General features: G+C 36.3%; 20 protein-coding genes. 10 read left to right on the top strand and 10 right to left on the bottom strand.

Features of this window, described 5'->3' with window-relative positions; all coding sequences use genetic code 11:
* Positions 1 to 27: 27 nt before the first annotated feature.
* Both JHT90_RS08525 and JHT90_RS08520 read right to left on the bottom strand, forming a co-directional pair.
* A complete protein-coding gene (locus tag JHT90_RS08525; protein WP_201090364.1) occupies positions 28 to 888 on the bottom strand; it encodes a rhodanese-like domain-containing protein in 861 nt (286 codons plus the stop codon).
* Between the two features lie 14 nt (positions 889 to 902).
* Complete coding sequence (locus tag JHT90_RS08520; protein WP_201090363.1) at positions 903 to 3,008, bottom strand: SdrD B-like domain-containing protein; 2,106 nt, start codon at positions 3,006 to 3,008, stop codon at positions 903 to 905.
* 565 nt (positions 3,009 to 3,573) lie between these two features.
* Between JHT90_RS08520 and JHT90_RS08515 the strand changes: the two genes are divergently transcribed.
* Both JHT90_RS08515 and JHT90_RS08510 read left to right on the top strand, forming a co-directional pair.
* Positions 3,574 to 6,546 carry a calcium-binding protein gene (locus JHT90_RS08515; protein WP_201090362.1) on the top strand — a complete coding sequence of 991 codons (2,973 nt, stop codon included), beginning with the start codon at positions 3,574 to 3,576 and terminating at the stop codon, positions 6,544 to 6,546.
* A 523-nt stretch (positions 6,547 to 7,069) separates the two neighbouring features.
* Complete coding sequence (locus JHT90_RS08510; protein ID WP_201090361.1) at positions 7,070 to 7,612, top strand: carboxymuconolactone decarboxylase family protein; 543 nt, start codon at positions 7,070 to 7,072, stop codon at positions 7,610 to 7,612.
* A gap of 65 nt (positions 7,613 to 7,677) precedes the next feature.
* On the opposite strand, the gene JHT90_RS08505 is transcribed toward JHT90_RS08510, so the two are convergent.
* Positions 7,678 to 7,935, bottom strand: coding sequence for a hypothetical protein (locus JHT90_RS08505; RefSeq protein ID WP_201090360.1), 258 nt, complete (start codon positions 7,933 to 7,935; stop codon positions 7,678 to 7,680).
* 267 nt (positions 7,936 to 8,202) lie between these two features.
* Here JHT90_RS08505 and JHT90_RS08500 point away from each other — a divergent pair, with 267 nt between their 5' ends.
* Together JHT90_RS08500 and JHT90_RS08495 are read left to right on the top strand one after the other, a co-directional pair.
* Positions 8,203 to 9,588, top strand: coding sequence for a DUF2868 domain-containing protein (locus JHT90_RS08500; protein ID WP_201090359.1), 1,386 nt, complete (start codon positions 8,203 to 8,205; stop codon positions 9,586 to 9,588).
* Positions 9,581 to 10,963 (top strand): DUF3482 domain-containing protein, encoded by a 1,383-nt coding sequence (locus JHT90_RS08495; RefSeq protein ID WP_201090358.1) that lies wholly within the window; start codon positions 9,581 to 9,583, stop codon positions 10,961 to 10,963. The genes JHT90_RS08500 and JHT90_RS08495 overlap by 8 nt, the downstream gene beginning before the upstream one ends.
* A 36-nt stretch (positions 10,964 to 10,999) precedes the next feature.
* On the opposite strand, the gene gltP is transcribed toward JHT90_RS08495, so the two are convergent.
* Positions 11,000 to 12,358 carry a glutamate/aspartate:proton symporter GltP gene (gene gltP / locus JHT90_RS08490; RefSeq protein WP_201090357.1) on the bottom strand — a complete coding sequence of 453 codons (1,359 nt, stop codon included), beginning with the start codon at positions 12,356 to 12,358 and terminating at the stop codon, positions 11,000 to 11,002.
* Between the two features lie 396 nt (positions 12,359 to 12,754).
* Here gltP and JHT90_RS08485 point away from each other — a divergent pair, with 396 nt between their 5' ends.
* Positions 12,755 to 13,159: a CidA/LrgA family protein gene (locus tag JHT90_RS08485; protein WP_201090356.1), complete on the top strand. Its 405-nt coding sequence runs from the start codon at positions 12,755 to 12,757 to the stop codon at positions 13,157 to 13,159.
* Positions 13,149 to 13,838, top strand: coding sequence for an LrgB family protein (locus tag JHT90_RS08480; protein WP_201090355.1), 690 nt, complete (start codon positions 13,149 to 13,151; stop codon positions 13,836 to 13,838). Before JHT90_RS08485 ends, JHT90_RS08480 begins: the two co-directional genes overlap by 11 nt.
* Positions 13,839 to 13,934: 96 nt before the next feature.
* Here the strand turns inward: JHT90_RS08480 and JHT90_RS08475 are convergent, their stop codons facing one another.
* Together JHT90_RS08475 and JHT90_RS08470 are read right to left on the bottom strand one after the other, a co-directional pair.
* A complete protein-coding gene (locus JHT90_RS08475; RefSeq protein WP_201090354.1) occupies positions 13,935 to 14,225 on the bottom strand; it encodes a DUF5339 family protein in 291 nt (96 codons plus the stop codon).
* A gap of 133 nt (positions 14,226 to 14,358) precedes the next feature.
* Positions 14,359 to 15,567 (bottom strand): MFS transporter, encoded by a 1,209-nt coding sequence (locus JHT90_RS08470; RefSeq protein ID WP_201090353.1) that lies wholly within the window; start codon positions 15,565 to 15,567, stop codon positions 14,359 to 14,361.
* 137 nt (positions 15,568 to 15,704) lie between these two features.
* On the opposite strand from JHT90_RS08470, the gene JHT90_RS08465 reads away from it, so the two are divergent.
* The 4 genes from JHT90_RS08465 to JHT90_RS08450 all read left to right on the top strand — a co-directional run bounded on the left by JHT90_RS08465 (position 15,705) and on the right by JHT90_RS08450 (position 21,566).
* Positions 15,705 to 16,586 (top strand): LysR family transcriptional regulator, encoded by an 882-nt coding sequence (locus JHT90_RS08465; protein WP_201090352.1) that lies wholly within the window; start codon positions 15,705 to 15,707, stop codon positions 16,584 to 16,586.
* Positions 16,587 to 16,712: 126 nt separating this feature from the next.
* Complete coding sequence (metH, locus tag JHT90_RS08460; RefSeq protein WP_201090351.1) at positions 16,713 to 20,405, top strand: methionine synthase; 3,693 nt, start codon at positions 16,713 to 16,715, stop codon at positions 20,403 to 20,405.
* Between the two features lie 167 nt (positions 20,406 to 20,572).
* The gene (locus JHT90_RS08455; RefSeq protein ID WP_201090350.1) at positions 20,573 to 21,151 is read left to right on the top strand and encodes a YceI family protein; all 579 of its coding nucleotides are present in this window, start codon (positions 20,573 to 20,575) and stop codon (positions 21,149 to 21,151) included.
* Positions 21,152 to 21,287: 136 nt separating this feature from the next.
* Positions 21,288 to 21,566 (top strand): DksA/TraR family C4-type zinc finger protein, encoded by a 279-nt coding sequence (locus tag JHT90_RS08450; protein WP_201090349.1) that lies wholly within the window; start codon positions 21,288 to 21,290, stop codon positions 21,564 to 21,566.
* Positions 21,567 to 21,619: 53 nt separating this feature from the next.
* Here the strand turns inward: JHT90_RS08450 and JHT90_RS08445 are convergent, their stop codons facing one another.
* The 4 genes from JHT90_RS08445 to JHT90_RS08430 are packed head-to-tail and all read right to left on the bottom strand — an operon-like array spanning position 21,620 to position 24,920.
* Positions 21,620 to 22,201 carry a BON domain-containing protein gene (locus JHT90_RS08445; RefSeq protein WP_201090348.1) on the bottom strand — a complete coding sequence of 194 codons (582 nt, stop codon included), beginning with the start codon at positions 22,199 to 22,201 and terminating at the stop codon, positions 21,620 to 21,622.
* Positions 22,201 to 22,782: an SIS domain-containing protein gene (locus JHT90_RS08440; protein WP_201090347.1), complete on the bottom strand. Its 582-nt coding sequence runs from the start codon at positions 22,780 to 22,782 to the stop codon at positions 22,201 to 22,203. Before JHT90_RS08440 ends, JHT90_RS08445 begins: the two co-directional genes overlap by 1 nt.
* A gap of 18 nt (positions 22,783 to 22,800) precedes the next feature.
* Positions 22,801 to 23,166 (bottom strand): YraN family protein, encoded by a 366-nt coding sequence (locus JHT90_RS08435; RefSeq protein ID WP_201090346.1) that lies wholly within the window; start codon positions 23,164 to 23,166, stop codon positions 22,801 to 22,803.
* Positions 23,166 to 24,920: a penicillin-binding protein activator gene (locus JHT90_RS08430; protein WP_201090345.1), complete on the bottom strand. Its 1,755-nt coding sequence runs from the start codon at positions 24,918 to 24,920 to the stop codon at positions 23,166 to 23,168. Before JHT90_RS08430 ends, JHT90_RS08435 begins: the two co-directional genes overlap by 1 nt.
* Positions 24,921 to 24,958: the final 38 nt, after the last annotated feature.

The raw sequence follows: 24,958 nt of genomic DNA, 5'->3' as shown, positions 1-24,958 counted from the left end.
TATTACCTTATAATGCGTTTATAGGAATTAACGGCAGGAGCGGCTAGGTGCTTTTGCTGCGTTATTTCGAATGCTTTGTTGCTGATTGATATAATCGTTATAATTTTTTATGCCTCCCTGTAACCACACGATTTGTTTCGAGTCAGTGAGGTTATTTAATACCTGTTGCCAATAGATTGTTGTTGCTTGATCTGGGGTAATTAGTACAAGCGAAATAGGTGTTAATTGATTGAATTGAGATACTGTTTGTTGAATAGCTAAAGCAACATCATCCGCTGTGGAAAATAATTGTTTAAATGGTATTATTGGTAATACTTGTAAGTCTTCTTCTGCAATATCAGTAGCAATGGTTTTCCATGAGCCTGCCATTGAACCTGACCAATATTGTTCAGGTGTTATTTCATAATGCTGTTGTTGTTTTTTATTCAAAACATAAGCGCCACCTTCTAACGCATAAACCTCTGTAAAGCCTGTTTGTTTTAGTTGTATGCAGGTTCTATTTAGCATAACCTGATCAAAACCTGTTCCAACCAATACAATAGGTTGTTTTTTTAGAAATTGTTTGTTAGATAAAGCAGCAAGAGGGATTTCTAATAAACCATCTAAAGGTAATCTTTTTTGCTCACTTTTTGATCTAACATCAATCCATAAAACGGTTTCTTTTTCAGCTAGTGCCGCTATTGCAGAATCATTAATCCAACAACTACTGTCTAAACTGTGTTGGTGATTTACAAAATTAATATGGCTATATTGCTCTGCTTGTTCATTAGCTAATGTATTATTTGGACAGCCTGCATAACTCTGTAGGCATTGTGTACTCACTAATAATAAAGTAAGAAAAAGCCAACCACTGTTAGCAAGTGGTTTGTATCCTAGAAAGCTCATCATGGTATCCTTACCTATCAATAATTAGACGCAATTTGAGTGACGAATTGGTCAAATCCAAACGTTAATTTTGCGGTTGCTGTGGTTAACAAGGTAACAGTTGCTGTATTATTGGTTGGATTGTTATCTGCTGTCTGGCTAGTAATAGTAGCTGTTACAGGCACATTACCTGCTGCTTGCATAACTCTTGTATTAATCTGTAAGGTATAGGAAGCGCCTGATGGGATTTTATTAATAACCCAACGACCATTACTATTGATGACTTGGCCAGCGGTAGTACTGATAAGATAAACCCTAAGATTTTTTGGAATAGATAAATCTACACTTGTATCAATCGCATCATTAGGACCATGATTAACTAATGTAACGGTGTATTTAACCGTATCATCAACATTCGCTGTATTAGTTGAACTCACTATGCCAATATCAAGATCTGCTGCATTGGCTTGGGGTAACGCTATTTCACTGCTTACTTTAGCAAAAAGATTACCATCTACTTGCATACCAGCAGCTAATTGAATATCAGTAATTTTGCTTATTTGAGTGGTAGCATTTGCTACTGTAGTCGTTGCTTGACCATCATTTAAGCCATTAAGTGGTAATGCTTGTAGAGCGTAGTTACCTGGATTTAATCCTACGAAATTAAAATGACCTTGGTTATCTGTATAAGCCTGTGTAGATATTTTTATGCAATCTTGATCTATTCCTGTTAATTGAATAGCTGCAACACCAATACCTTTTTCTGACTCATCAAACACACCATTATCATTAGTATCGTTATATACCGTTCCTGCTAATGAAGCTTTATTGGTTATTTCAGTAAATGTAAACTGATATTGGCCTGTTGAATTTGTATCAAATAAATGAATGAAGTAAGACCAAGATAAATCTTCATTACGTTCTTTTGATAGCCAGACATTTTCATGGGCAATGACCTTACCATCAGAACGTTGCATATTGAAAGGCGTTCGAGTGCCATTAAACGGATCAGCTAGTTTGGTGTAAACCAATCCCATTGTGGCAGGAAAACTAAGAGCATATTTACCATTAATGGCTTCAAGTAAACTTTGTGAAGATAGATCACTGACTTCTGAATCAATTCCTTCTGATTCATATACTCTTAAAGTATCTTGGTCAAATGCTAGAAAGTCACGAACGTTGTCTCTATAAGGGAGATCAACTTTTACATCATGTACCAATGTGTGAGTGTTTACACTATCAATCAGTGAGGTTAATTTACCCCCTAAACCATCTGCATGAGAATAGCTAGCTGTAAACTCAGTAAATTTTCCAGAAAGTGAAGTAACAACATTCCAACGGCCTACTTGAGAAGCATTTGGCGGTATATCACCCAATTTTAATAATAAGCTTTTACCAATCAACTGATCAGCTACATAACCACCAATAATTTCAAAGTTAACTAATAAGTTTTGAGCATTATCTATAATCTTTGGTTGGGCAGATTCAATGGCTGTATTATTAGCTACGCCATAGCCTGTATTTTTAACTCTTACGCCTAAAGTGAAAGGAATAGAAGGCTCTATATCTGTAGTAAAATCATCATCACCATACACATCTTCAGGAAAAAAATAATCTAAAACTAATTTAGGTAAAGGCCTTACCGTAATATAATCAGGTGTAACATCAACGCTTGTTTCCTCACCATTTAAGGTATAACTAACCTTAGCACCTACATAATATAATTTGTCTTGATCAGCAGCTGCGCCATAAGCGGGAATAATTAGCCAATGTATTTCTGCTGAAGATTTACTGGCAATTTCACCTGTACCTGAAATATTTTCTATACCAGATAGTGAGTCTATTTTGTAGAAAAACATTGCTTCTGTTTCATTAGCATCTTCAGTGACTGAAACAGGCTGATTGTTTCGATCTTCAAATAGAAGCTCAATACGGATATTTTCTAATTTTGCAGAAGTTAAACCATTATTAATCAGCATTTTTGCATCAAATGCTTGCCGTTCAAATGATAGTTTCTGCTCAATAATTACTCTAACTTCAGCACATTCAGCATCTTGTGCCAGAGCCACTTTAAAAGGCCATATTGAAAGCACCATAAAAAGCAAGGTGAATATACGCCGATAGTGTTTTTTAACTGTTCTCATTGTTTAAATCCTTAGAACTCCACAGGTAATAGATAAATTCCTGAGAAGTTTCTATGTGCTAAATTCTTATTAACTGTTTGATATATTTATTATTTTCTCTGTTACTGCTAGAGATAGAGGCATGGTAGGCTGTTTATAATTACGTTTCTTGTTGGTTAAATATTAAGGGGAACAGAGAGAGGTAAACACTGCAGATCGTCGGCAGCGTCCGATGTGTAGAAGATACAGATCATATTGAATACGCTGTTATATTTTTTAGTTAATGTTTAGTTTTTTATTTGTAGTTAGTTATTAATAAAAAGAAAGATCTCATAATTATCCTAATATTTTAGTAATCTTTAGCTGCAATCATCTTATAACAAAATTTCACTTCTATATTGAATATCTCCCTTAATTAATTTTTGCTTAAGCCAAAAGAATTAACTCTATAAACAGCCTACCATGCCTCTATCTCTAGCAGTAACAGAGAAAATAATAAATATATCAAACAGTTAATAAGAATTTAGCACATAGAAACTTCTCAGGAATTTATCTATTACCTATGGAGTTCTAAGGATTATAAGCAATGAAAACAGTTAAAAAACACTATCAGCGTATATTCACCTTGCTTTTTATGGTGCTCTCTATATGGCCTTTTAAGATAATACATGCTCAACATATCAATACCTATAATCAAGCTATTGCAAGCTCTGAACAAGAGGCTATAGCAAATAGTGGGTTGGATACTGATCTTATAGTAAATGCTCAAGAGTCAGGCATTCATGATACGTTGATTTTTAATAGTGGCGCAGGTAACTATATTATTAATGCCTTCGATGATTTACAAGATGAAAATTATGGCAAACGAGATAAAGTTATCTTTGGGGAAGGCATTACCAAAGCAATGATTAGCTTCAGTCAAAATAATGATGACCTAATTGTTAAAGTAGGTGATAAAACTGATCAAATAACCTTCACTAACTATTATAAACACACAGATTACCAAACCTTTAATCGTTTTGAGTTTGCCAATGGTGGTTTTTGGGCAGATATTCGCGATCAAGCCTTTCCAGATGACCCCATGATACTTTATGGAACCAGTGGAAATGATACCTTAATAGGTGGTTCAGGTAATGATGTCATTATGGATTATACAGGTTATAACTATCTAGACGGTGGCGCAGGCGATGATGTCATTATAGGAAGAGGAGAAATGATAGGGGGTATTGGTAATGATCATATTATTAATATAGTTAGTAATTCAGCAGGGGAAATTATTCGTTTTAACCTAGGTGATGGTAAAGATATTATCGATAGCTATGATAGTAATGGTTATAAAGATAGAGTTATTTTTGGTGAAGATGTTACCCCTGATATGATCACTTTTCGTCGAGAAGGCGCAGCTTTAGTTGTAGTAGTAGGTGATCAAGGTGATGAAATGTGGTTTGTTAGATTCTTTGGTGATGAATCAGTTTACAATACAGCAGGTCAAACCTATCACCAATTTGAATTTGCTGATGGAACAATCTGGGAAGATATTCGAAAACAACCCCTCAAACAATATTACCCTGATGACTATAACCAAATTATAGGTACCCCATGGACAGATGTTATATATGCAGGATCAGGCGATGATGTTATTAAAAGTTATACAGGCTATAACTATTTAGATGGTGGTGCTGGTAACGATGTAATTATGGGCAGAGGAGAGATAAGAGGAGGCAAAGGTAATGATCATATAATTAATAAATTTAGTAACTCACCTGGTGAAATTATACATTTTAATTTAGGTGATGGTAAGGATACTATTGAAACTTGGGTTAATTATGCAGGGAATGAGAATAACAAAGATAGAGTTATTTTTGGTGAAGATGTCACCCCAGATATGATTAGTTTTCGTCGTGAAGGAACTTCCTTAATTGTTGTTGTAGGGGATCAAGGTGATGAAATGAATTTTGTCAGGTTTTTTGGCTATGAAGGCAGTTACAATGTAGAAGGACAAAGTTATCGTCAATTTGAGTTCGCAGATGGTACAGTCTGGCCAGATATTCGTAAAATAAAATTAACCCAATACTATCCTGATAATTACAATCAAATTTTAGGTACACCTTGGGATGATGTGATTTATGCAGGTGATGGTAATGATCATATTAGAGATTATTCAGGTTACAACTATTTAGATGGTGGTGTGGGTGACGATATGATTATAGGTAGGGGTGAGTTCAGAGGAGGTATAGGTAATGACTACATTATTAATAGAGCCAATAGTTCACCAAACGATATTATCCATTTTAACCTAGGGGATGGTAAAGATATTATTGAAAGTTATGATAGTTATGGCTATGTAGATAAAGTTATTTTTGGCAAAGATGTCACGCATGATATGGTTAGTTTCCGTCGAAATGGGGAAAGTTTAATAGTGGTAGTGGGCGATCAAGGCGATGAAATGCACTTTATTAATTTCTTTAGTTTAACTGAGGGGACTGCAGGGCAAACTTATCGTCACTTTGAGTTCGTAGATGGTACTGTTTGGGAAGATATTCGCAAAACAAAGCTAACCCAATATTATGCAGATAATCAAAATAATATCTTAGGTACTGCGTGGAATGATGTGATCTATGCAGGTAATGGTAATGATCATATCAAAGATCTTGTAGGTTATAACTACCTAGATGGGGGAGATGGAGATGACTTTATCTATGGCAGAGGTGAGCTTAGAGGAGGTAAAGGTAACGATTATATTATGAATAGAATCAATAATTCAGCGGGTGATATTATTCATTTTAATCTAGGCGATGGTAAAGATACTGTTGATAGTTATGATAATTATGGCTATACAGATAAAATTATTTTTGGTGAGGATGTTACGCCTGATATGATCAGTTTCCGTCGAGAAGGCAATATATTAGTTGTAGTAGTAGGTAATCAAGGAGATGAAATAAAATTTATTAACTTCTTTAGCTCAACCGATGGTGTTGCAGGTCAAAGCTACCGTCACTTTGAATTTGCTGATGGTACAATATGGCCAGATATTCGCAAAATAGTATTAAAACAATATTACCCTGATAACTACAGTAAAGAAATTTTAGGTACACCATGGGACGATGCAATCTATGCAGGATCAGGTGATGACACTATTACGGATATTGTAGGTAATAACTACCTAGATGGAGGAGCTGGAAACGATACCATTAGAGGAAAAGGAACAATTAGAGGTGGGCTAGGTAATGATCTTATTTATGCCAATGTTCAGTATTCAAATGATACTTTTTTATTTAATTTAGGTGATGGTCAAGATATTATTCATAATGATAGAGGAAGTGATAAAGTTATTTTTGGCCAAGATGTAACACCTGATATGATAAGCTTTCGGGCTATTGAATATGATTTAGTGGTTATTGTGGGTGATCAAGGTGATCAAATGGTATTTAAGGAATATTTAAATCCAAGTACAAAGGCATGGACTCAATCTATCACTCGCTTTGAGTTTGCAGATGACACTATCTGGCCAGATATCCGTCAACTAGAACAATATAAAACAGGAATTATAAGTAATTAAAATTCTTGGTTAATCTTTTACAAAGCCCTAGAAATTAATCTAGGGCTTTATTTATAAATATTATTGAAAGAAAGTGTGGTTTAATTAACTAACAAGCTTTTATTTTAGTTTTAATTTAGTAAGTCAATTTTTATAACAACAATTCATTAAGTTGTTATATATCGTTTAATTTTTCAAGTTGTTGCTACAGCTTCTCCTTATTTCAATCATTATATCTAAAGTAGTTTATAAAAAGCTTATCTAAATTATATGTTTTTATAACTGCTCGAATTAATAAAAATACATTTTGTCTTTGTTTTGTAACTACATTTACTGCCAAAAAAAGTTGTTAGCTTTTATCCTATATTTAGACTTTTTGCCAATAGCTAAGTTTAGGTAAGTAGGAGGATTATAGTAAGTATAATGATTGTAATTTATAACAGGCAATGGGCTTTAAAAACCTCTTATTTCATACTGTAATGAGATAAGAGGTTTTTATTAATTGGTTTAAATAGATTACCTAGCAATATATCATGGGGGTTACATGACTAGATTTACTATTCCAGCTGATATTAACGCAGCACCTGAACAATCTCGTGAGATGCTAGAAGCAGTTAATAAAAAATTAGGTAAAGTACCTAATTTATATCGCTTAGTAGCATTAAGTCCAGAAGCATTAACTGGTTATGTCAGCCTTTCAGGTGCTTTGGCGAAAGGTAAATTACATGCTAAAACCCGTGAAGCGATTTCCTTGGCATTAGCTGAGCTTAATGGCTGTGCTTATTGTTTGTCTGCACACAGTTATATTAGCAAAAATTTAATGAAAGTAGATGATGCTGAAATTGCAGCAAACCGCAATGGCACTTCTACTGATGAAAAAAATAAAGCAGCTATTGAATTTGCAGTGAAAGTAGCAGAAAAGAAAGGTAAAGTATCGGCACAAGATTTACAAAATATCCATGAGCATGGATACAGCGAAGCTGAAATAATAGAGATTGTGCAGAATGTGGCACTAAATATTTGGACAAACTATATGAATAACGTAGCTGAAACTGAAGTAGATTTTCCGCCAATAACGCCTAAATAATGCTAATAAGCAGTTTAGAAAAGAGGGGATAATCCCTCTTTTTTAATGTCTGATAAATCTAAAGATTAACTTCGTTTAAAGTCTGTCCATAAAGCTTTAACTTGCGCCATACGATATTCAGCGACTCTTAAAACTTTTATCATAAATTCATTGCCTTTTATTTTTTCTAAGTAGTTGGCATTTTGTGCAAAGCTTATATTATCTTTTATAAATGAGTGGGTTAATTCAGCTACTTCTTCAACAATATCATTGATATCCACCAAGTCCTTAGTGTCGTTTAAAAGTTCTAACGCATTTTGTTGTGTGACAGTTACATATTTCATCGTATTTACCTACTAATTAACTTGCAGTTACATGCCTTGTAATTTGCGTAAACAGGCCAAACCTAATAATCTCTTGTGCTTTCACTATACGCCTTCTTAAATTATTATCTACAGTAGATGTATGTCTTTAAGTTTCTTTTAGTATTTATAAGGTAAAGAATGGGTTTGTAATATGAAAATAAAATTTAAATATTTATCCACAATATTTTCAGTCAGATGCAGTAGAATATAGGCTAATGTGTCTAGCAAAGGCTATTTATAAATATTGTGGCTAAACAAACTAATCAACAACATTTTAATGACCTATGGTTGGCTGAAACTATTCGTTTGCAAGAGGAACAGCAAGGAGTATTAGCGGATAGTGAAGCTGTGCGTCAAGCACGTAAAGCGGGAGGAGATATAGAGTCACGTATTTTAACGCGTGCTCAATGGCTAGCTAACAAAACAGGTTTAATGGTAGCACAGCAAAGTACTTTGACAGCGATGTATTGGTCTGTACGTATCTTGTGTGTTTTGGCTGTATTTATTGGTATAGGGCTAGTTTTACCTACTTTCTCCGCAGTAGAGCATACCATTAATATTTTTAGTGCCCTTGGTTGTTTGCTAGGTCTAAATATTCTGATGCTTATTATTTGGTTAGTAGGTACCTTTGCAGGCGGGCAATCAGTTAACCAATTAGGCCGCTTTAGTCTCTGGCTTACCAGTAAGTTATCAGGTAAAAAACAAGTGGTACAGTTAATGCCTGCCTTAGTTAATTTATTACATCAAAGAAAATTAGAGCGTTGGTGGTTGGGTAGATTAACCAATGGCTTATGGCTATTAGCGTCTATAATTGCTTTGCTAAGTTTATTGTTATTACTAGCTACCCAACGTTATGGTTTTATCTGGCAAACGACTATTTTAAGTGCGGATAGTTTTGTAATGGTGGTACAGGTTTTAGGTACTTTGCCCCACATCTTAGGTTTTCCTATCCCTAGTGAGGAGCTAATTAGACAAAGTGGCGATATGGCTATAATGTCTGATACTGCAAGACAAACGTGGGCTGCGTGGTTGGTGGGTGTGTTAGTGGTCTATGGCATATTACCACGGTTAGTTTTATTTTTACTCTGTAGTAGTTTCTGGCGATATGGTTATAAACGACTTGGTTTAGACTTAGCGTTGCCTAGTTATAGTTTATTAAAGTCACGCCTGTTGCCAGATACTGAAATAATTGGTGTAACAGATGCTGTGCCTACACATTGGTCAGAGTTAGCTGCCGCATCTGCTCACTGGTCAGAGCATGGGGCTGTATTAGTTGGAATAGAATTAGAAGCTAATTATCCTTGGCCACCTGCTAATTTATCTGAACATGTAGTGAATGCTGGCGTAATAGAGACAAGAGAACAACGTAAGCAGATCTTAGATCAATTGACTATCAATCCAGTTGCTAAATTATTAATTGTTTGTGATCCAAGACGTTCAGTTGATAGAGGAACATTAGCATTGATTACAGAGTTAGCGCAATGTGCAACAGAAACGAGGGTATACTTATTAGAAGAGTCAGATACTGATGCACAACGCCTTGCTGATTGGCAACAAACATTGAATCAGTTGCAATTAACCTATGGAGATAAAACCAGTTTATTAGCATGGTTGGGAGCAGAGGATGACTAAGCCATTAGTGCTTGCTGTAGTGGGTCATACGAATGTGGGTAAAACATCACTATTACGAACCTTAATTCGTGACACTCATTTTGGCGAGGTTTCTCACAAACCTAGTACCACTCGCCATGTGGAAGGCGCTAAATTACTGATTGCAGGTAAACCATTATTAGAGCTATATGATACGCCAGGGCTAGAAGATGCTATTGGTTTATTGGATTATTGTGATCAGTTAGCTCAAGGGGATAGGCTTGATGGGCCTGAGAGAATTGAGCGTTTTCTAACAAGTAATGAGGCAAAACTTCGCTTTGAGCAAGAGGCAAAAGTATTAAGGCAACTGTTGCAATCTGATGCAGGATTATACGTAATCGACGCCAGAGAACCCGTACTGGCAAAATATAAAGATGAATTAGAAATTTTAATCGTTACAGGTAAACCATTATTAGCGGTTGTTAATTTTGTAGCGAGTAATAATCATCGTACAGAAGAATGGCGAGGAGCCTTAGCCCGCTTAGGTTTACATACCTTAGTACAATTTGATAGTGTAGCCCCTCCAGAGGATGGTGAGCGACGTTTATATGAGAGTTTAGCTTTATTATTGGAGCAGTCACGTCCTCAGTTAATTTCCCTTATTGATTACCATGAACAACAAGCAGCAGAGCGTTATCAGCAAGGGCTAAAAATAATTGCTGAATTATTAATAGATATAGCCGCTTATAGTTTTTTAGTGGCTACCGATGAGCAAAGCATTAATGATGCTAAGCAAAATTTACAAGATAAAGTAAGAAAACGTGAACAACGTTGTGTTGAGTCTTTGTTGGCGCTGTATCAGTTTAGAAAAGATGATGCTTTTGCAGGAGACCTACCCTTAATTGATGGTCGTTTTGACGATGATTTATTTAATCCTGAAACCATAAAACAGTTTAGCCTAAGTATTGGTAAAGGTGCTGCTGCTGGGGCTGTGGCAGGTGTGGGTGTGGATTTGATGTTTGCGGGCTTAACTTTAGGCGCCGCTGCATTATTAGGTGCTATAACAGGCAGTGCATGGCAAACATTTTCCAATTATAAAGATCAATTAGTAGGTAAATTTACTGGCAAGCAATTTTTAGGTGTGGACGATGCTATTTTACAAATTTTAGCCATTCGCCAATGCTATTTATTAGCTGCTTTAGTAAAACGTGGCCATGCGGCTAATCAAGCGATTGAGTTAAAGGTGGCAGACCATCAACTGTGGCAAGCGTTACCTAAACCTTTACAAAAAGCTCGGGCACATCAAGATTGGTGTTCATTATTAAAAAGCTATAGAGCCAATGATTCAGATCGGGCAGAGCAAATTCTGAAATTAGCTACAGAGTTAGAAGATATTTTAGTTAATAAAAAGCAGTAATTTGTAATTACTGCTTTTAAAAAGAACTAGAGAGGGTTAGCGATTGTGATGCAGCATTTGTTTTTCATAAGCGAGTGATTTTTCAACATCAAACTGACCTTCCCATTTAGCGATTACTAAGGCGGCCAAAGAATTACCTACCACATTAAGTGCAGTACGTGCCATATCCATAATACGATCAACCCCTGCAATAAAGGCTAAACCTAGGGTAGCATCTTTCATATCAATCACACTACCCAAGGTGGCTAGTAATACCACAAAAGAAACACCAGGCACACCAGCAATCCCTTTAGAAGTAATCATCAAAGTAAGAACAAGGGTGATTTCATGCCAGATAGTTAGATTATAACCAAATAACTGAGCGATAAAGATAGCAGCAATACTCTGGTAAAGAGTCGAACCATCTAAGTTAAATGAATAACCTGTAGGGATCACAAAGCTAGTAATAGACCTTGGTGCACCGTAATGCTCCATTTTTTCCATAATACGCGGCAATACAGTTTCCGAGCTTGAAGTGGAATAAGCTAATATTAATTCATCTTTTAGGATTAAAATCAGTTTAAAAATATTTAAGCCACAAATTTTTGCCACAATACCAAATATCACAATAGCAAAAAACAGAATAGCAGCGTAAACAAGGGAAACTAGTTTTAGCAATGGCAACAATGAACTAAAACCAAACTGGCTAACAGTAACCGCTATTAATGCGAATACACCAACTGGCGCATAGTGCATAATAATATTAGTTACCTTAAACATGGTTTCTGATACACCACTAAAAATATTTAATAATGGATCTCTTTTTGCGGCAGGAATAGAGGATAAAGCAACCCCAAATAATACAGCAAAGAAAATAATTGCCAACATATCACCACGCATTAAGGCGGCAAAGATATTAGTAGGTACTAGCGACATTAGCGTTTGTACAAAATGATTTTCATGGCTGACTTGTGCAGTAGCAGAAGCATACTGAGAGATATCAGTTTGGGTTAGGGTAGAAATATCAATACCTGTACCAGGGTGAAAGACATTAGCAAAAGTAATACCTACTACAATAGCAATAGTGGTAATAACTTCAAAATATACAATGGTTTTAACACCAATACGCCCAAGCTTTTTAGAGTCCCCTATACCTGCAACACCCACTACGATAGAGGAGAGCACGATAGGTACAACAATCATTTTAATAAGGCGAATAAATAAATCACCAGCAGGTTGCAAGATAGTATTTATAGTCCAAGTGACATTAGGATTTACAATGGTTTTTTCAAATCCAAAAATATTAATAACTTGTAAACTTGGCACATTATGAAGAATAGCTCCTAAGGTAATACCTAAAATTAAGGCTATTAATATTTGCCATGCTAGGCTAATTTTAAATGACTTTTTTTTCATAATTATCCTAAATTATTTATAGGGTATTTTTAATCACTCAGATTATTTATACATAGTCATGATAATGGGCAAAAAATGCCAAATCTATAGATAGATAGGATAATGTTTAGTTCCCTATTACTCATTGAAAAACAGTAATATTTATTTACTCTTAAGTGTAAAGATAGGCAAATAGTAAGATAGATCAGCTATAAATAAAGGGTTATATTATTTTACTTGGTGAATTTTAATAATAAAAAATGTTCTTTTCTCTACAACTTATTAAATAGCTGTTTTAGCTATAAAATTAAGACTATAATAAAAACAGTATGATTAATAGTTATACTCATTCTCTTTTTTTCTATTTTTTAATATCATCTGTTAAAGGTGATATTTTTTATCAATGTATTATTTACTATGAAACGTCAGTATATTTTTGTGTTAACTCGGCTATTAGCAGAGTTAGCGGTGTTAATTGCTTTTTATGCAGTGGGCAAGCAATTAGTTATCTGGTTTCATCTCGCCATTCCTCCTGGTGTTATTGGTTTAGCATTATTAATGATGGTCTTTGCGTTGGGTTGGTTAAGCCCTGAGCAATTGCAAAGGGGCGCTGCCTTATTACTTGGTGAAATGTTATTGTTTTTTGTGCCTGCGGTAATGAGTTTGCTGGATTATGGAACGCTGATTATCAATCAAGGCTGGAAAATTATTTTAATTATTGTGCTCAGCACCGTATTAGTAATGCTAGGAACAGCCATCACCGTAGAACTTATCTATCGTTGGAATTTGATGAGGCGCTGGAGAAAAAAACATGGTCATTGAGTGGTGGAAACCTTGGCTTTGGCTATTACTAACATTACTTAGTTATTTTCTTAGTCGCTGGTTATATAGGCGTAAACGTTACTATATCTTATCGCCTTTGTTATTTGTGCCTATAGTATTGTTTGCATTCGCAGTACCATTACATACGACTTACAAAGAATATTCGCAAAATACCCATTGGCTAGTATTAATGTTAGGCCCTGCTACTGTCGCTTTTGCCATTCCTATTTGGAAGCAACGTAAACTAATTATGCAGCATTGGTTAGCCCTATCTTTGGGTATGTTAGTAGGCAGTACGTTATCTATTATCAGCTCATTTGGGTTAGCTCATTTATTGGCATTGGATGATAAAGTAACAATGTCACTTGTACCTCGTACCATTACAACCCCCTTTGCTATGCCTGTGGCTGAAAGCTTAGGTGGAGTACCAGAGTTAGCCGCGGTGTTTGTGTTGATTACAGGCGTGTTAGGTGCTTTATTAGGAGGTATATTGCTGAAGTGGCTGCCATTAAAAACGACTTTAGCTCGTGGCGCTATTTTTGGAGTAGGTGCCCATGGTTGTGGGGTCAGTAGAGCAAATGAGATTGGCGTTGGGGAAGGTTCTGTGGCTGGTTTAGCCATGGTGTTGATGGGATTAATTAACTTAATTGCTGCACCATTAATACATTATTTGCTATAACGGTTAATTGGCATTAGTTTGAAAGTAGTTGCTTGTTCATCTTAACAATACCTAAAGAAGAAATTATTTTAACTCTTCTTTAGGCAACTAATATTATTACTGAGCTGCAGCAGCTTGAGCTTTTTTAGATTGCTCTAATGCATCTAATGCTTGCTTACAAACAGATTTTTGTTGATCTGCTGATAATGCAGTAAATTGAGTTTTGGATGCTTCATATTGCGCTTTAACTGTTTCAGGATCGAGACCTTGTGCTTTAATGGTGTCTAATGAAGCTTCTAAGGCAGCATCTGCTTCTTTAAAATAATCTTGGCATTCTGTAACTAATTCAGCCGCCATAACTGAAGCAGAGAAAGAAGCAACAACTAAACCTAATAAAATCTTTTTCATGTTATATCCTTAAATGTAATAGTGATATTTATTGCTGTTATCAAAATCAAAAGATTTAAATTCATTGATCCTGATTTTATATTATAACTGCTTTAGTAATGTATTACATTGATAAATATTAGGATATTGGTAATTAGTTTAAAAAGCCTTTCTTTTTAAGTTGTACAGTAAGTGACAAGCAAAGTAATACTGTAATAGCCGCAATAACTGCTAGAGTGGAGAATACAGCCTTTGCCCCCATTTGTTCGAGTAATATACCAAATAAAAAAGGTGTTAAAGATTGTGCAATTAAAGAAGGACGTGCTATTTTCCCCATTACTAAAGCGTATTCTTCGGCTTTTAAAATAGCTAATGGTAATGTCCCACGTACGATAGATCTTAAACCATTGCCTGCACTATAGAAAATAACAGCCAAGGCTGCATATTTAGGCACAATACAGATCAGTGCCATTCCTAGAAATACTAATATAACAGATAAACAGAGTGACCAAATAGGGTGGCTAATATGAATAATTATATCAAGTATTCGTGCAGCTACTTGTGTCGGTCCAATTAACGCACTAATGGCAATGGCAGCAGCCAGTTTAAAACCTTCTTCTTGCAGCAGATCGATTAATTGCACCGTGACAGCAGTCATAATAACGGCAGTCAACATAAAGATATAAGACATTAATGTATAGATTGTTTTATCAATAGTAATAGACTGCTTAGTAACTGTATTTTTTGGCAATCTAGGTTTGGATACCTTGGGTAAACAAAACCAATAAATAGGAAAGATAGTAATTATTAAAACCACCGCCCATACAAAACAAGTATTACGCCAACCAATATGACTTACACCATAAGCAAGCAATGGCCATACTATTGAGGTACAAAAGCCAGAAATTAAGGTGACTGTCACAATGGCTTTTTTAGCATTGGCGCGGTAAGTATCCCCTAAGGTGGCAAACAAAGCATCGTATAACCCCATAGCCATAGCGATTCCTAGCACACACCAAGCCAACATAAACACACTAAGGGAAGAAGTAAAACCTATAATAATCAGACCAACAGCGGTTGTTATACCGCTATAGGCAAGCACATTTCTACCGCCCTTATTAGCAATATATTTGCCACCGTAAGGTAATAGCAAGCCAGAAATAAAGATACCAAGAGATAACGCACCATAAACCCATTGCCGCGACCAACCCGTTTCCGCCATGATAGGTCTAGCTAATACCGCTAATAAGAAGAATGAACCACCCCATACAAGAATCTGTGCAAAACCTATCAAGAAGATGGCCATTAATGTGGGTTGTGCGGCATTGCGATCTATGGCCAATAAATACTTTAATCTATTCATAGGTTATAAGTGGTTAATTTTTCCAAGATAAGGCTTTTACATTGAGATACTTAGCATGTTGCAAGATTTAGCTATTCTGCTATGAATATGTTATTCTGTCCAATATATTAAACTGGCTATCTTTATATATTTTATATATGGAATTAAGACATTTAAGGTACTTCTTAGCAGTCGCTAAAGAAGGCAATATGACAAGGGCAGCAGAGCAATTAGGAATTGCTCAGCCACCCTTAAGTATGCAAATTAAAAATCTAGAAGATGAGTTGGGGGTATTGCTTTTTCAGCGTACTGCCCATGGCGTAGTATTGACACCTGCAGGCGTAATGTTTGAAATTGAAGCCAAGCGGACTTTAGATAATGCAGAGTTAGCTAAGCGAATAGCTCAACAAGCTGCGAAGGGTGAAATTGGTCAATTACGCTTAGGTTTTACTGGTGCGGCAACATTTAATCCTATTGTTCCTACAAGTATCAGAACTTTTAAAAAGAATTTCCCTGCTGTAGCGTTAACGCTAGAAGAAATCAATACAACCTATCTATTACAACGCCTGTTAGACAATCATTTAGATACTGCTTTTATAAGGCCGATTGATTCAATGCCAGAGGGCATAAAGTTACACTATCTACCTGAAGAGCCAATGGTGATTGCTTTACCCTCTACTCACACCTTAGCTAGAAAAAAGTTATTGAAAATAACCGATTTAGCGAAAGAGTCATTTATTTTTATTCCTGCTGCACCAGGAACTACCTTATATAGTTCACTTTTTAAACTGTGTCATGAAGCAGGATTTACGCCACAAATAGGCCAACCTGCACCGCAAATTTCTTCAGTAATCAATCTAGTGGCAGCAGGTTTAGGGATTTCCGTTGTACCTGCATCATTATCCCAAATTAAACTCAAAGGTGTGTGTTATAGGGAGTTTGCTAAACCTATTCCAACCGCTCAATTAGCCTTGGCGTGGTTTGATGAGAATGCAGCAACCGTTAAAAGGTTATTAGATATCGTGCAACACTTATCTTAATATAAAAAGTGATTGGCCATTTAATAATATACTTATAATTAATAAATCATTAGTATTCTTCCTAATCTTACTGATAATTCATTATAATAAGCAGTTTTAACCCATTTCCTATTAGGTATTGTTGCAATGTTAGATCGTGCTGCCCGTCTTTCAGCTTTTCAAGAAGCTTTAAAAAATCGTATTCTTATTCTCGATGGTGGAATGGGAACGATGATTCAAAGCTATAAGCTAGAGGAAAAAGATTTTCGTGGCGAGCGTTTTGCCGATTGGCCAATGGATGTAAAAGGTAATAATGACTTATTGTTACTGACTCAACCAACCATTATTGCAGAAATAGAAAAAGCCTATTTAGATGCTGGCGCTGATATATTAGAAACCAACACTTTTAACTCAACCAGTGTTTCACAAGCTGATTATGGTATGGAAAGTTTGGTTTATGAGTTAAACTTTGAAGGTGCGCGTATTGCACGCCAAGTAGCAGACCAAAAAACCTTAGAAACACCTGAAAAGCCTAGATTTGTAGCAGGAGTGTTAGGCCCCACAAGTCGTACCTGTTCTATATCTCCTGATGTAAATAGCCCAAGTTTCCGTAATATTAGTTTTGATGAATTAGTAACAAACTACACAGAATCCACTAAAGGGCTTGTTGAAGGTGGTGCTGATTTTATTTTAATAGAAACGATCTTCGATACCTTAAATGCCAAAGCCGCTATTTTCGCTGTACAAGGTGTATTTGAAGAACTAGGTATTAGCTTACCTATTATGATCTCAGGGACTATCACCGATGCTTCTGGCCGTACTTTATCAGGCCAAACAACCGAAGCTTTCTGGAACTCTATTCGCCATGCTAATCCTATTTCGGTAGGCTTAAACTGTGCCTTAGGTGCGCAAGAGTTACGTCCTTATCTAGCAGAGCTTTCAGATAAGGCAGATACCTATGTTTCTGCTCATCCTAATGCAGGTTTACCCAATGCCTTTGGTGAGTATGATGAGACACCAGAACAAATGTCGGCTATTATTAAAGAGTTTGCAGAGGCTGGTTATTTAAATATTGTGGGTGGTTGTTGTGGTACTAATCCAGCCCATATAAAAGCAATTGCAGAAGTAGTCAGTAATATAGCACCCCGTCCGATTCCTGAAATTGCAAAAGCTTGCCGTTTAGCAGGGTTAGAACCTTTTAATATTACCCGTGATTCATTATTTGTCAATGTAGGCGAGCGTACCAATATTACAGGTTCAGCTAAATTTGCTCGATTAATTCGTGAAGGTAACTATGCAGAAGCTTTAGAAGTAGCACAGCAACAAGTGGAGTCAGGTGCGCAAATCATTGATATTAATATGGATGAAGGCATGCTTGACTCGCAAGCGGCAATGGTTACCTTCTTAAATATGGTGGCTTCTGAACCTGATATTTCCCGTGTACCTATAATGGTTGATTCCTCTAAATGGGAAGTTATCGAAGCAGGATTAAAATGTATACAAGGTAAAGGAATTGTTAACTCCATTAGTTTAAAAGAGGGGGTAGAGCCTTTTTTACAGCATGCTAAACTTTGCAAGCGTTATGGTGCAGCGGTTATTGTAATGGCCTTTGATGAACAAGGACAAGCGGATACAGAAGCACGTAAAAAAGAGATTTGCAAACGTTCCTATGATATTTTGGTGAATGAAGTAGGTTTTCCAGCAGAAGATATTATTTTTGATGCCAATATCTTTGCAGTAGCTACAGGGATAGAAGAGCATAATAACTATGCGGTAGATTTTATTAATGCCTGTGCTTATATACGTGATAATTTACCCTATGCCCTAAGTTCTGGTGGAGTTTCTAACGTTTCTTTCTCATTTCGTGGTAATAACCCTGTTCGAGAAGCGATTCACTCAGTATTTTTATATTACGCCATTAAAAATGGCTTATCTATGGGGATTGTCAACGCAGGACAACTAGCGATTTATGATGACATTCCGCAAGAGCTTAGAGACAGAGTAGAAGATGTTATTCTAAATCGCAATGGCCAAGCAACCGAAGCATTATTAGAAGTTGCTGAGAAATATCGTGGTGATGGGGCGACTAAAGAAGCTGAAACAGAAGAGTGGCGTAATTTACCTGTTGGAAAACGCTTAGAATATGCTTTAGTTAAAGGTATTACTACTTATATTGTCGAAGATACGGAAGAATGCCGTTTACAATGTAAGCGTCCCATCGAAGTGATTGAAGGCCCACTTATGGCTGGGATGAATATCGTAGGCGACTTATTTGGTGATGGTAAAATGTTTTTACCACAGGTGGTAAAATCAGCAAGGGTTATGAAGCAGTCAGTAGCCCATCTTGTGCCTTTTATTGAAGCTGAAAAAGGCGATCAAAAAGAAGCCAAAGGTAAAATCTTAGTTGCAACCGTAAAAGGTGATGTACATGATATTGGTAAAAATATTGTAGGCGTTGTGTTAGGTTGTAATGGTTATGATGTGGTTGATTTAGGGGTAATGGTTCCCTGCGAAAAAATCTTACAAACAGCCATTGCAGAAAAAGTAGATATTATCGGTTTATCTGGTCTAATTACTCCCTCACTTGATGAGATGGTACATGTTGCCAAAGAAATGCAACGACAAGGCTTTAATATACCGTTAATGATTGGTGGTGCAACAACCTCTAAAGCGCATACTGCTGTAAAGATTGAGCCACAATACCAAAATGATATCGCTATCTATACTTCTGACGCTTCGCGTGCAGTAGGTGTGGCTACTCAGTTACTTTCTAAAGAAATGAAGCCAGATTTAGTGGCCAAGACGCGTGATGAGTATCAGCAAATTAGAGAAAGAATGAGTAAGCGTAGCCAAACAGCTAAATACCTTTCTTATCCAGAAGCTATTGCTAACAAACCTCAAATTGATTGGCAAGGCTTTACAGCCACTAAACCACAGTTTATTGGTACGAAAGTGTTAGAAGATATCGATTTAGCTGCTTTAGTGGATTATATCGATTGGACACCTTTCTTTATTTCTTGGGATTTGGCAGGTAAATACCCTCGTATACTCACTGATGAAGTGGTAGGAGAGGAAGCCACTAAATTATTCCATGATGCTCAGCAAATGCTGCAAATGATTATTGATGGTAAATTGATTAAAGCGCGTGCGACCTTTGGTTTTTGGGCGGCTAATCAAATTGATAATGATGATATTGAGCTTTATGATGAAAATGGTCAAATAGTCACTACATTGCATCATCTACGCCAACAACAAATTAAAGCTGCGGGAGCAAAAAGCTATTCCCTAGCTGATTTTATTGCCCCAAAAGCTACAGGTGTTACTGATTATATAGGCGGCTTTATTGTAACTGCTGGTATCGGTGTTAATGAACTGGTGGCGCAGTATGAAGCTAAGCAAGATGATTATAATGCTATTATGGTTAAAGCCCTCGCTGATCGCTTTGTAGAAGCCTGTACTGAATGGCTACATGCGCAAATACGTACAAACTATTGGGGTTATGCAGCAAATGAGTCATTAGATAATGAAGCATTGATTAAAGAGCAATATCAAGGGATAAGACCTGCGCCAGGCTATCCAGCTTGCCCAGATCATACTGAAAAAGCTACCTTATTTGAATTATTAGATCAGCATAATCAAAGTAAAGTAACACTCACTGAAAACTATGCAATGTGGCCTACCGCTGCGATTAGTGGTTGGTTTTTTGCTAACCCTCAGGCTAAATACTTTGGCGTGGGTAAGATTTATCAAGATCAAGTAGAAAACTATGCTAAACGTAAAAATATGCCTGTTGAAGAGGTAGAACGTTGGTTAGCACCTAATCTAGGGTATGACAAATAATTTATATAAAATGGAGCTTAATTAGCTCTATTTTTTATTTATTTTTAAGAGAATTCAGAATAATTATTCCATAATTGGAACAGTCTAAACCCTTTTGACTATTTATTTATTGGTTAAGCATACATAAACTATTCGCCATTATTAATTATGATGTTTTAGGATAATTTATGTTTAAAAAAGCAATAATCACAACGGCTATTACCAGTTTACTAGCAGTAGCACCCATTGTTAACGCGGCTAATTATAAGATTGATCAAGAAGGGCAACATGCCTTTGTTAATTTCCGTATTAGCCATTTAGGTTATAGCTGGCTGTATGGAACTTTTAGAGATTTCTCAGGTACATTTACTTATGATAAAGCTAATCCCACAGCAGATAAAGTCAATGTAGTGATCAATACTAAAAGTGTTGATACTAACCATGAGAAACGTAATGAACACATTAGTTCAGCTGATCTGTTAAATGTGGCAAAGTTCCCACAAGCAAGTTTTGTTTCTACAAAAGTAATACCAAAACAAGACAACAAGTTTGATATTGAAGGTGACTTAACACTGCATGGTGTTACTAAACCTATTACCATTAATGCTGAATTTATTGGTGAAGGAAAAGATCCTTGGGGCGGTTATCGTGCAGGTTTCCTAGGTACTACTACGCTAAAACTAAAAGACTTTGGTATCAATTATGATTTAGGTCCTGCCAGTGAAACAGTTGAAATGATTTTATCAATTGAAGGTGTTCGCCAATAGTTTTTCACTACTTTGTTTGCCAATTGCCGTTATTTATTATCCTAAATAGCGGTTTTTTACTATTTGATTATTGAAAAGTGACTAACCAGTAACCATATAATAAATAAGTATCCTCAATAAGTTGAAGGCTATAGTTATGGCTAGTGGTTGGGCATCTGATGATGCAGTAAGTGAACAAATTGAAAGTAGTATTGCTGATGCAGTACAGCATGCTAAACAACAATTAAACCTAAATCCAAATCAACAAAGCTCAGAGTTCTGTGAAGAATGCGGTGAGCCTATTCCTGAAGCAAGGCGTAAAGCTTTACTTGGTGTTAGGTATTGTATTAATTGTCAGCAGGAATTTGATAAGCAACAAGCTAAAGAGCTAAACCTATATAATCGACGGGGCAGCAAAGACAGTCAGTTAAGATAGAATAATAGTAATTAAATAAAAGGGGAATTAATTTTCCCCTTTTATAAATTCAGTTAATCAATATATTCAAATACCATCACAACCCGTTGTACACCAGAAATATTTTTAGCGGCTTCAGAGGCTGCTTTGCCTTCTTTATGGGTAACGAGTCCTAACAGATAAACGATACCATTTTCAGTGACAACTTTAATACGACTTGCTGGAATTTCAGCTTTAAATGTCATGGATGATTTAACTTTACTGGTTATCCATGAGTCACTGCTACGGGCTAAGAAGCCTGCAACAGGGCCTACTTGCAAGTCATCATGCACCTGCTTAATACCTTGTATTCCTTGAGAGGCAGCCTTTACGGCAATAGGTTTTAAGTTGGCATTAGGTACTTGTCCTGCAAGTAATACAATGCCATTAAAACTCACAACAACAATGCGAGAATCATCGTCTAGTTTAGGGTCGGCTTTAGCAACATTAACCGCTACTTTGGTTTCAATGAGCGAGTCATCAATTTTAGCACCCCAAGTACGTGTACCTAAGTCATCTTGTACTGGCTTATTACGCGTTGTTCCAACCACACTTGAACAGCCAGATAGTACAAGTACTAACATGAGTAGAGTAAGTAGAGAGTGTTTTTTGTTCATTAGTCGCTTCCAAATAATTGATAATCGATTAGATTGCACAAACCATCAATAATCAGTAAGTGAGCCTCTTGGATCTGTACTATTTTATAGGTTGGTACACAAATCTCAATATCACTTGCTAATAGCGAGGCTTTAATTGCACTACAGTCAGTTCCTGTTAAGGCAATAACAGTCATTCCTCTATCATGAGCTGCATGTATAGCTTCTATAATATTAGCTGAATTGTTGCTAGTTGTGATAGCCAATAATATATCTTTATTGTTACCTAATGCTCTAATTTGTTTAGAATATATTTCAGAAAAACCATAATCGTTGGCAATAGCCGAGGTGATTGGATGGTTAGACAGTGAAATAGAGGGAAGACTGGGGCGTTCTTGAATAAAATGGTTAAGTAGTTTGGTGGAGAAATACTGAGCAGCAATAGCTGATTCGCCATTACCACAGCTTAACACTTTGCCTTCATTTAATAGGCTATTTACCATAAGATAGCTAGCTTGCTCTATTTCGCCACTAAGCACATTAGCCACTTGGTTAAGTGTATTAATACTATCTTGAAAAAAGGCTTGAATACGTTCTTGCATATTAAAATTCTTTTTATGCTAAGTTAAGGAAAAAGCATTAGTTAGCCATCTAATAGCAGGATTCTTTAATTCTCCTGTCATGGCAATCACATCAAATCTACAAGGCTTCGCTGAAAAACTGTTATTTTGCTGTAAAAATAGGCTAGCTGCTTTTATCAGTTTTTGACGTTTGCTGTAGGTAACAGTCTCTGCTGGCTCTCCCCATGATGTCTGTTTACGATAACGAACTTCTATAAATATAACAGACTGTTTATCTGTCATAATAAGATCAATTTCACCATAATTACAGCGCCAGTTTTTAGCGATAAGTGTTAAATGTTGGCTTTGCAAATATTGCAAAGCCATTTCTTCTGCCGCTTTACCAATGACTAAATGGGTGGCCATTATAAGGCATTTGGGGGAGCTGGTTGAATTAAACCCTTACTAAACGTTGCCCATGGTAATTTGCGAGTAACACGTTGCTTGTTATCAATAGTTAACTCACCAGAAAGCCCTTCAACACGACTATTAGGCAGTGCTTTCAATTCTGAAATACGGGGTGTTAAGCGCCATGTATCAACACCAAGTGCATAGAGCCTCGCAAAACTGGTTTTAGCTTGTGGCCATTGGCTAATGATACTTTGTTGAATAGGGTCATTATTTGATAGTAGCCAAGGTGTTTCAGTGAATAGTACTCCATTTAGATCACTGTCTTGGTTTGCATCAGGTGTACCTGTGTAGATATGTGAAGTGGCATAAACAGGCAGCTTATCACCATCACGATAGACTAGTAGCGCCCTAATTTGGCGTGCAATAGCAGGTTCTGCTACCATAAATAGCATATTGTCATCATCGCTGGTACTCTTAATACCATTGCCTGGTAGCTTGTCAATCAGTGATACCATTTGGCCGTCTAAGTCTACAGGGCGATCTATATATTGAATGCCTTCTAACACACCGCCTAGCTCTTCCCACTGGCTACGGAAAGCAGATAATACTTTTTTACCCCATTCTCCTTGAGGCACTATTGCAACAGCATGACGACGTCCATCACTAAAGGCACGAATGGCGGCTTCTCTGGCTTCATCTTCTGGTAATAAGCCAAATTGGAACAGTTGTGGAGGATGGCTATTACCATCTGCATAATTTAAAGCCAAGGTGGTGATAGGTAATGTGGGTTTTTTACTGAGTTCATTGACTAAGTTTTTCTCAATAGGACCCACTACTAATTGCATACCATCCTTTTTAGCTTGCTCATAGAAAGCATCCATCGATTTAAAGTCACTACTTTCATAAGCTTTAATAGTAATTTTATCTTTATTATCTGCTTGGTAATAAGCAGCTATAAAACCGTTATAAATAGCTTGTGCATATTTTTGTTTTTGAGGCAATAAGATAGCTACTTTGGTATAGGTTTCCGTGGTTAAGTTTTGGATAGTCATTAATTCAGCAGGAGGATTTTTAGCAGCAGGGTGATTAGGATTAGCGGCTATCCAGTTATTAATATTTTCTTTTTGTTCGGCTAAAGTAGAGGCACTTTTCACCGCCTTAGCCAGTTGTAACCAACCACCTGTTTCACCACCATCTGCTGCTGACTGCAATACTTCTAAAGGTATTGACATAGCTAAGCGCCAGATATTATCTTGGTTATCTTGCGCGGTTTGTCCTGATAAGAATGAGGAAATATAAGAGCGTTCACGTAAAGCTTGTAACGGTTTGCCATCCGTTTCAAAAGCGGTGGCTTTTAATAAACGAACACGTACTTGTAAATAAGTTTCTTGCTCATCTAAACGATAGAAAGTATTGCTTGTTAAAAGATTTAGTGCTGTTGCAGTGTCTTTTTTATTTAAAGCAATATTAGCTTTCAGCGTATCAGCAATCATTTGCTGAGTGTTATTAAGCTGAGGTTGTAACTCGCCTAAAATAGTTTGAGCTTTTTCAAGATTATTCGCTTTAATATATTTATCCGCTGCAATGAGTCGGTATTGATTAGCTATTTCTGAATTAGTTTGTTGATTGGCTTGGCCAATTAAATACTCAGGAGCATCTTGATTATTGTTAAAAGATGGCATACTTTGACTGTTAAGTGGTAACAGATCACATGCTGTTAAAAACAGTAAAACAGAAAATACTAATAAAAAACGCGAATAAGCTTTCATAACAATATTTTATTTCCCATCAATTGTTAAATAGAGTT

Source organism: Entomomonas asaccharolytica (assembly GCF_016653615.1).
GTDB classification, from domain to species: domain Bacteria; phylum Pseudomonadota; class Gammaproteobacteria; order Pseudomonadales; family Pseudomonadaceae; genus Entomomonas; species Entomomonas asaccharolytica.
The sequence above is the reverse complement of the archived record's forward strand: the minus strand, read 5'-3'. Positions and strand labels throughout refer to the sequence as shown.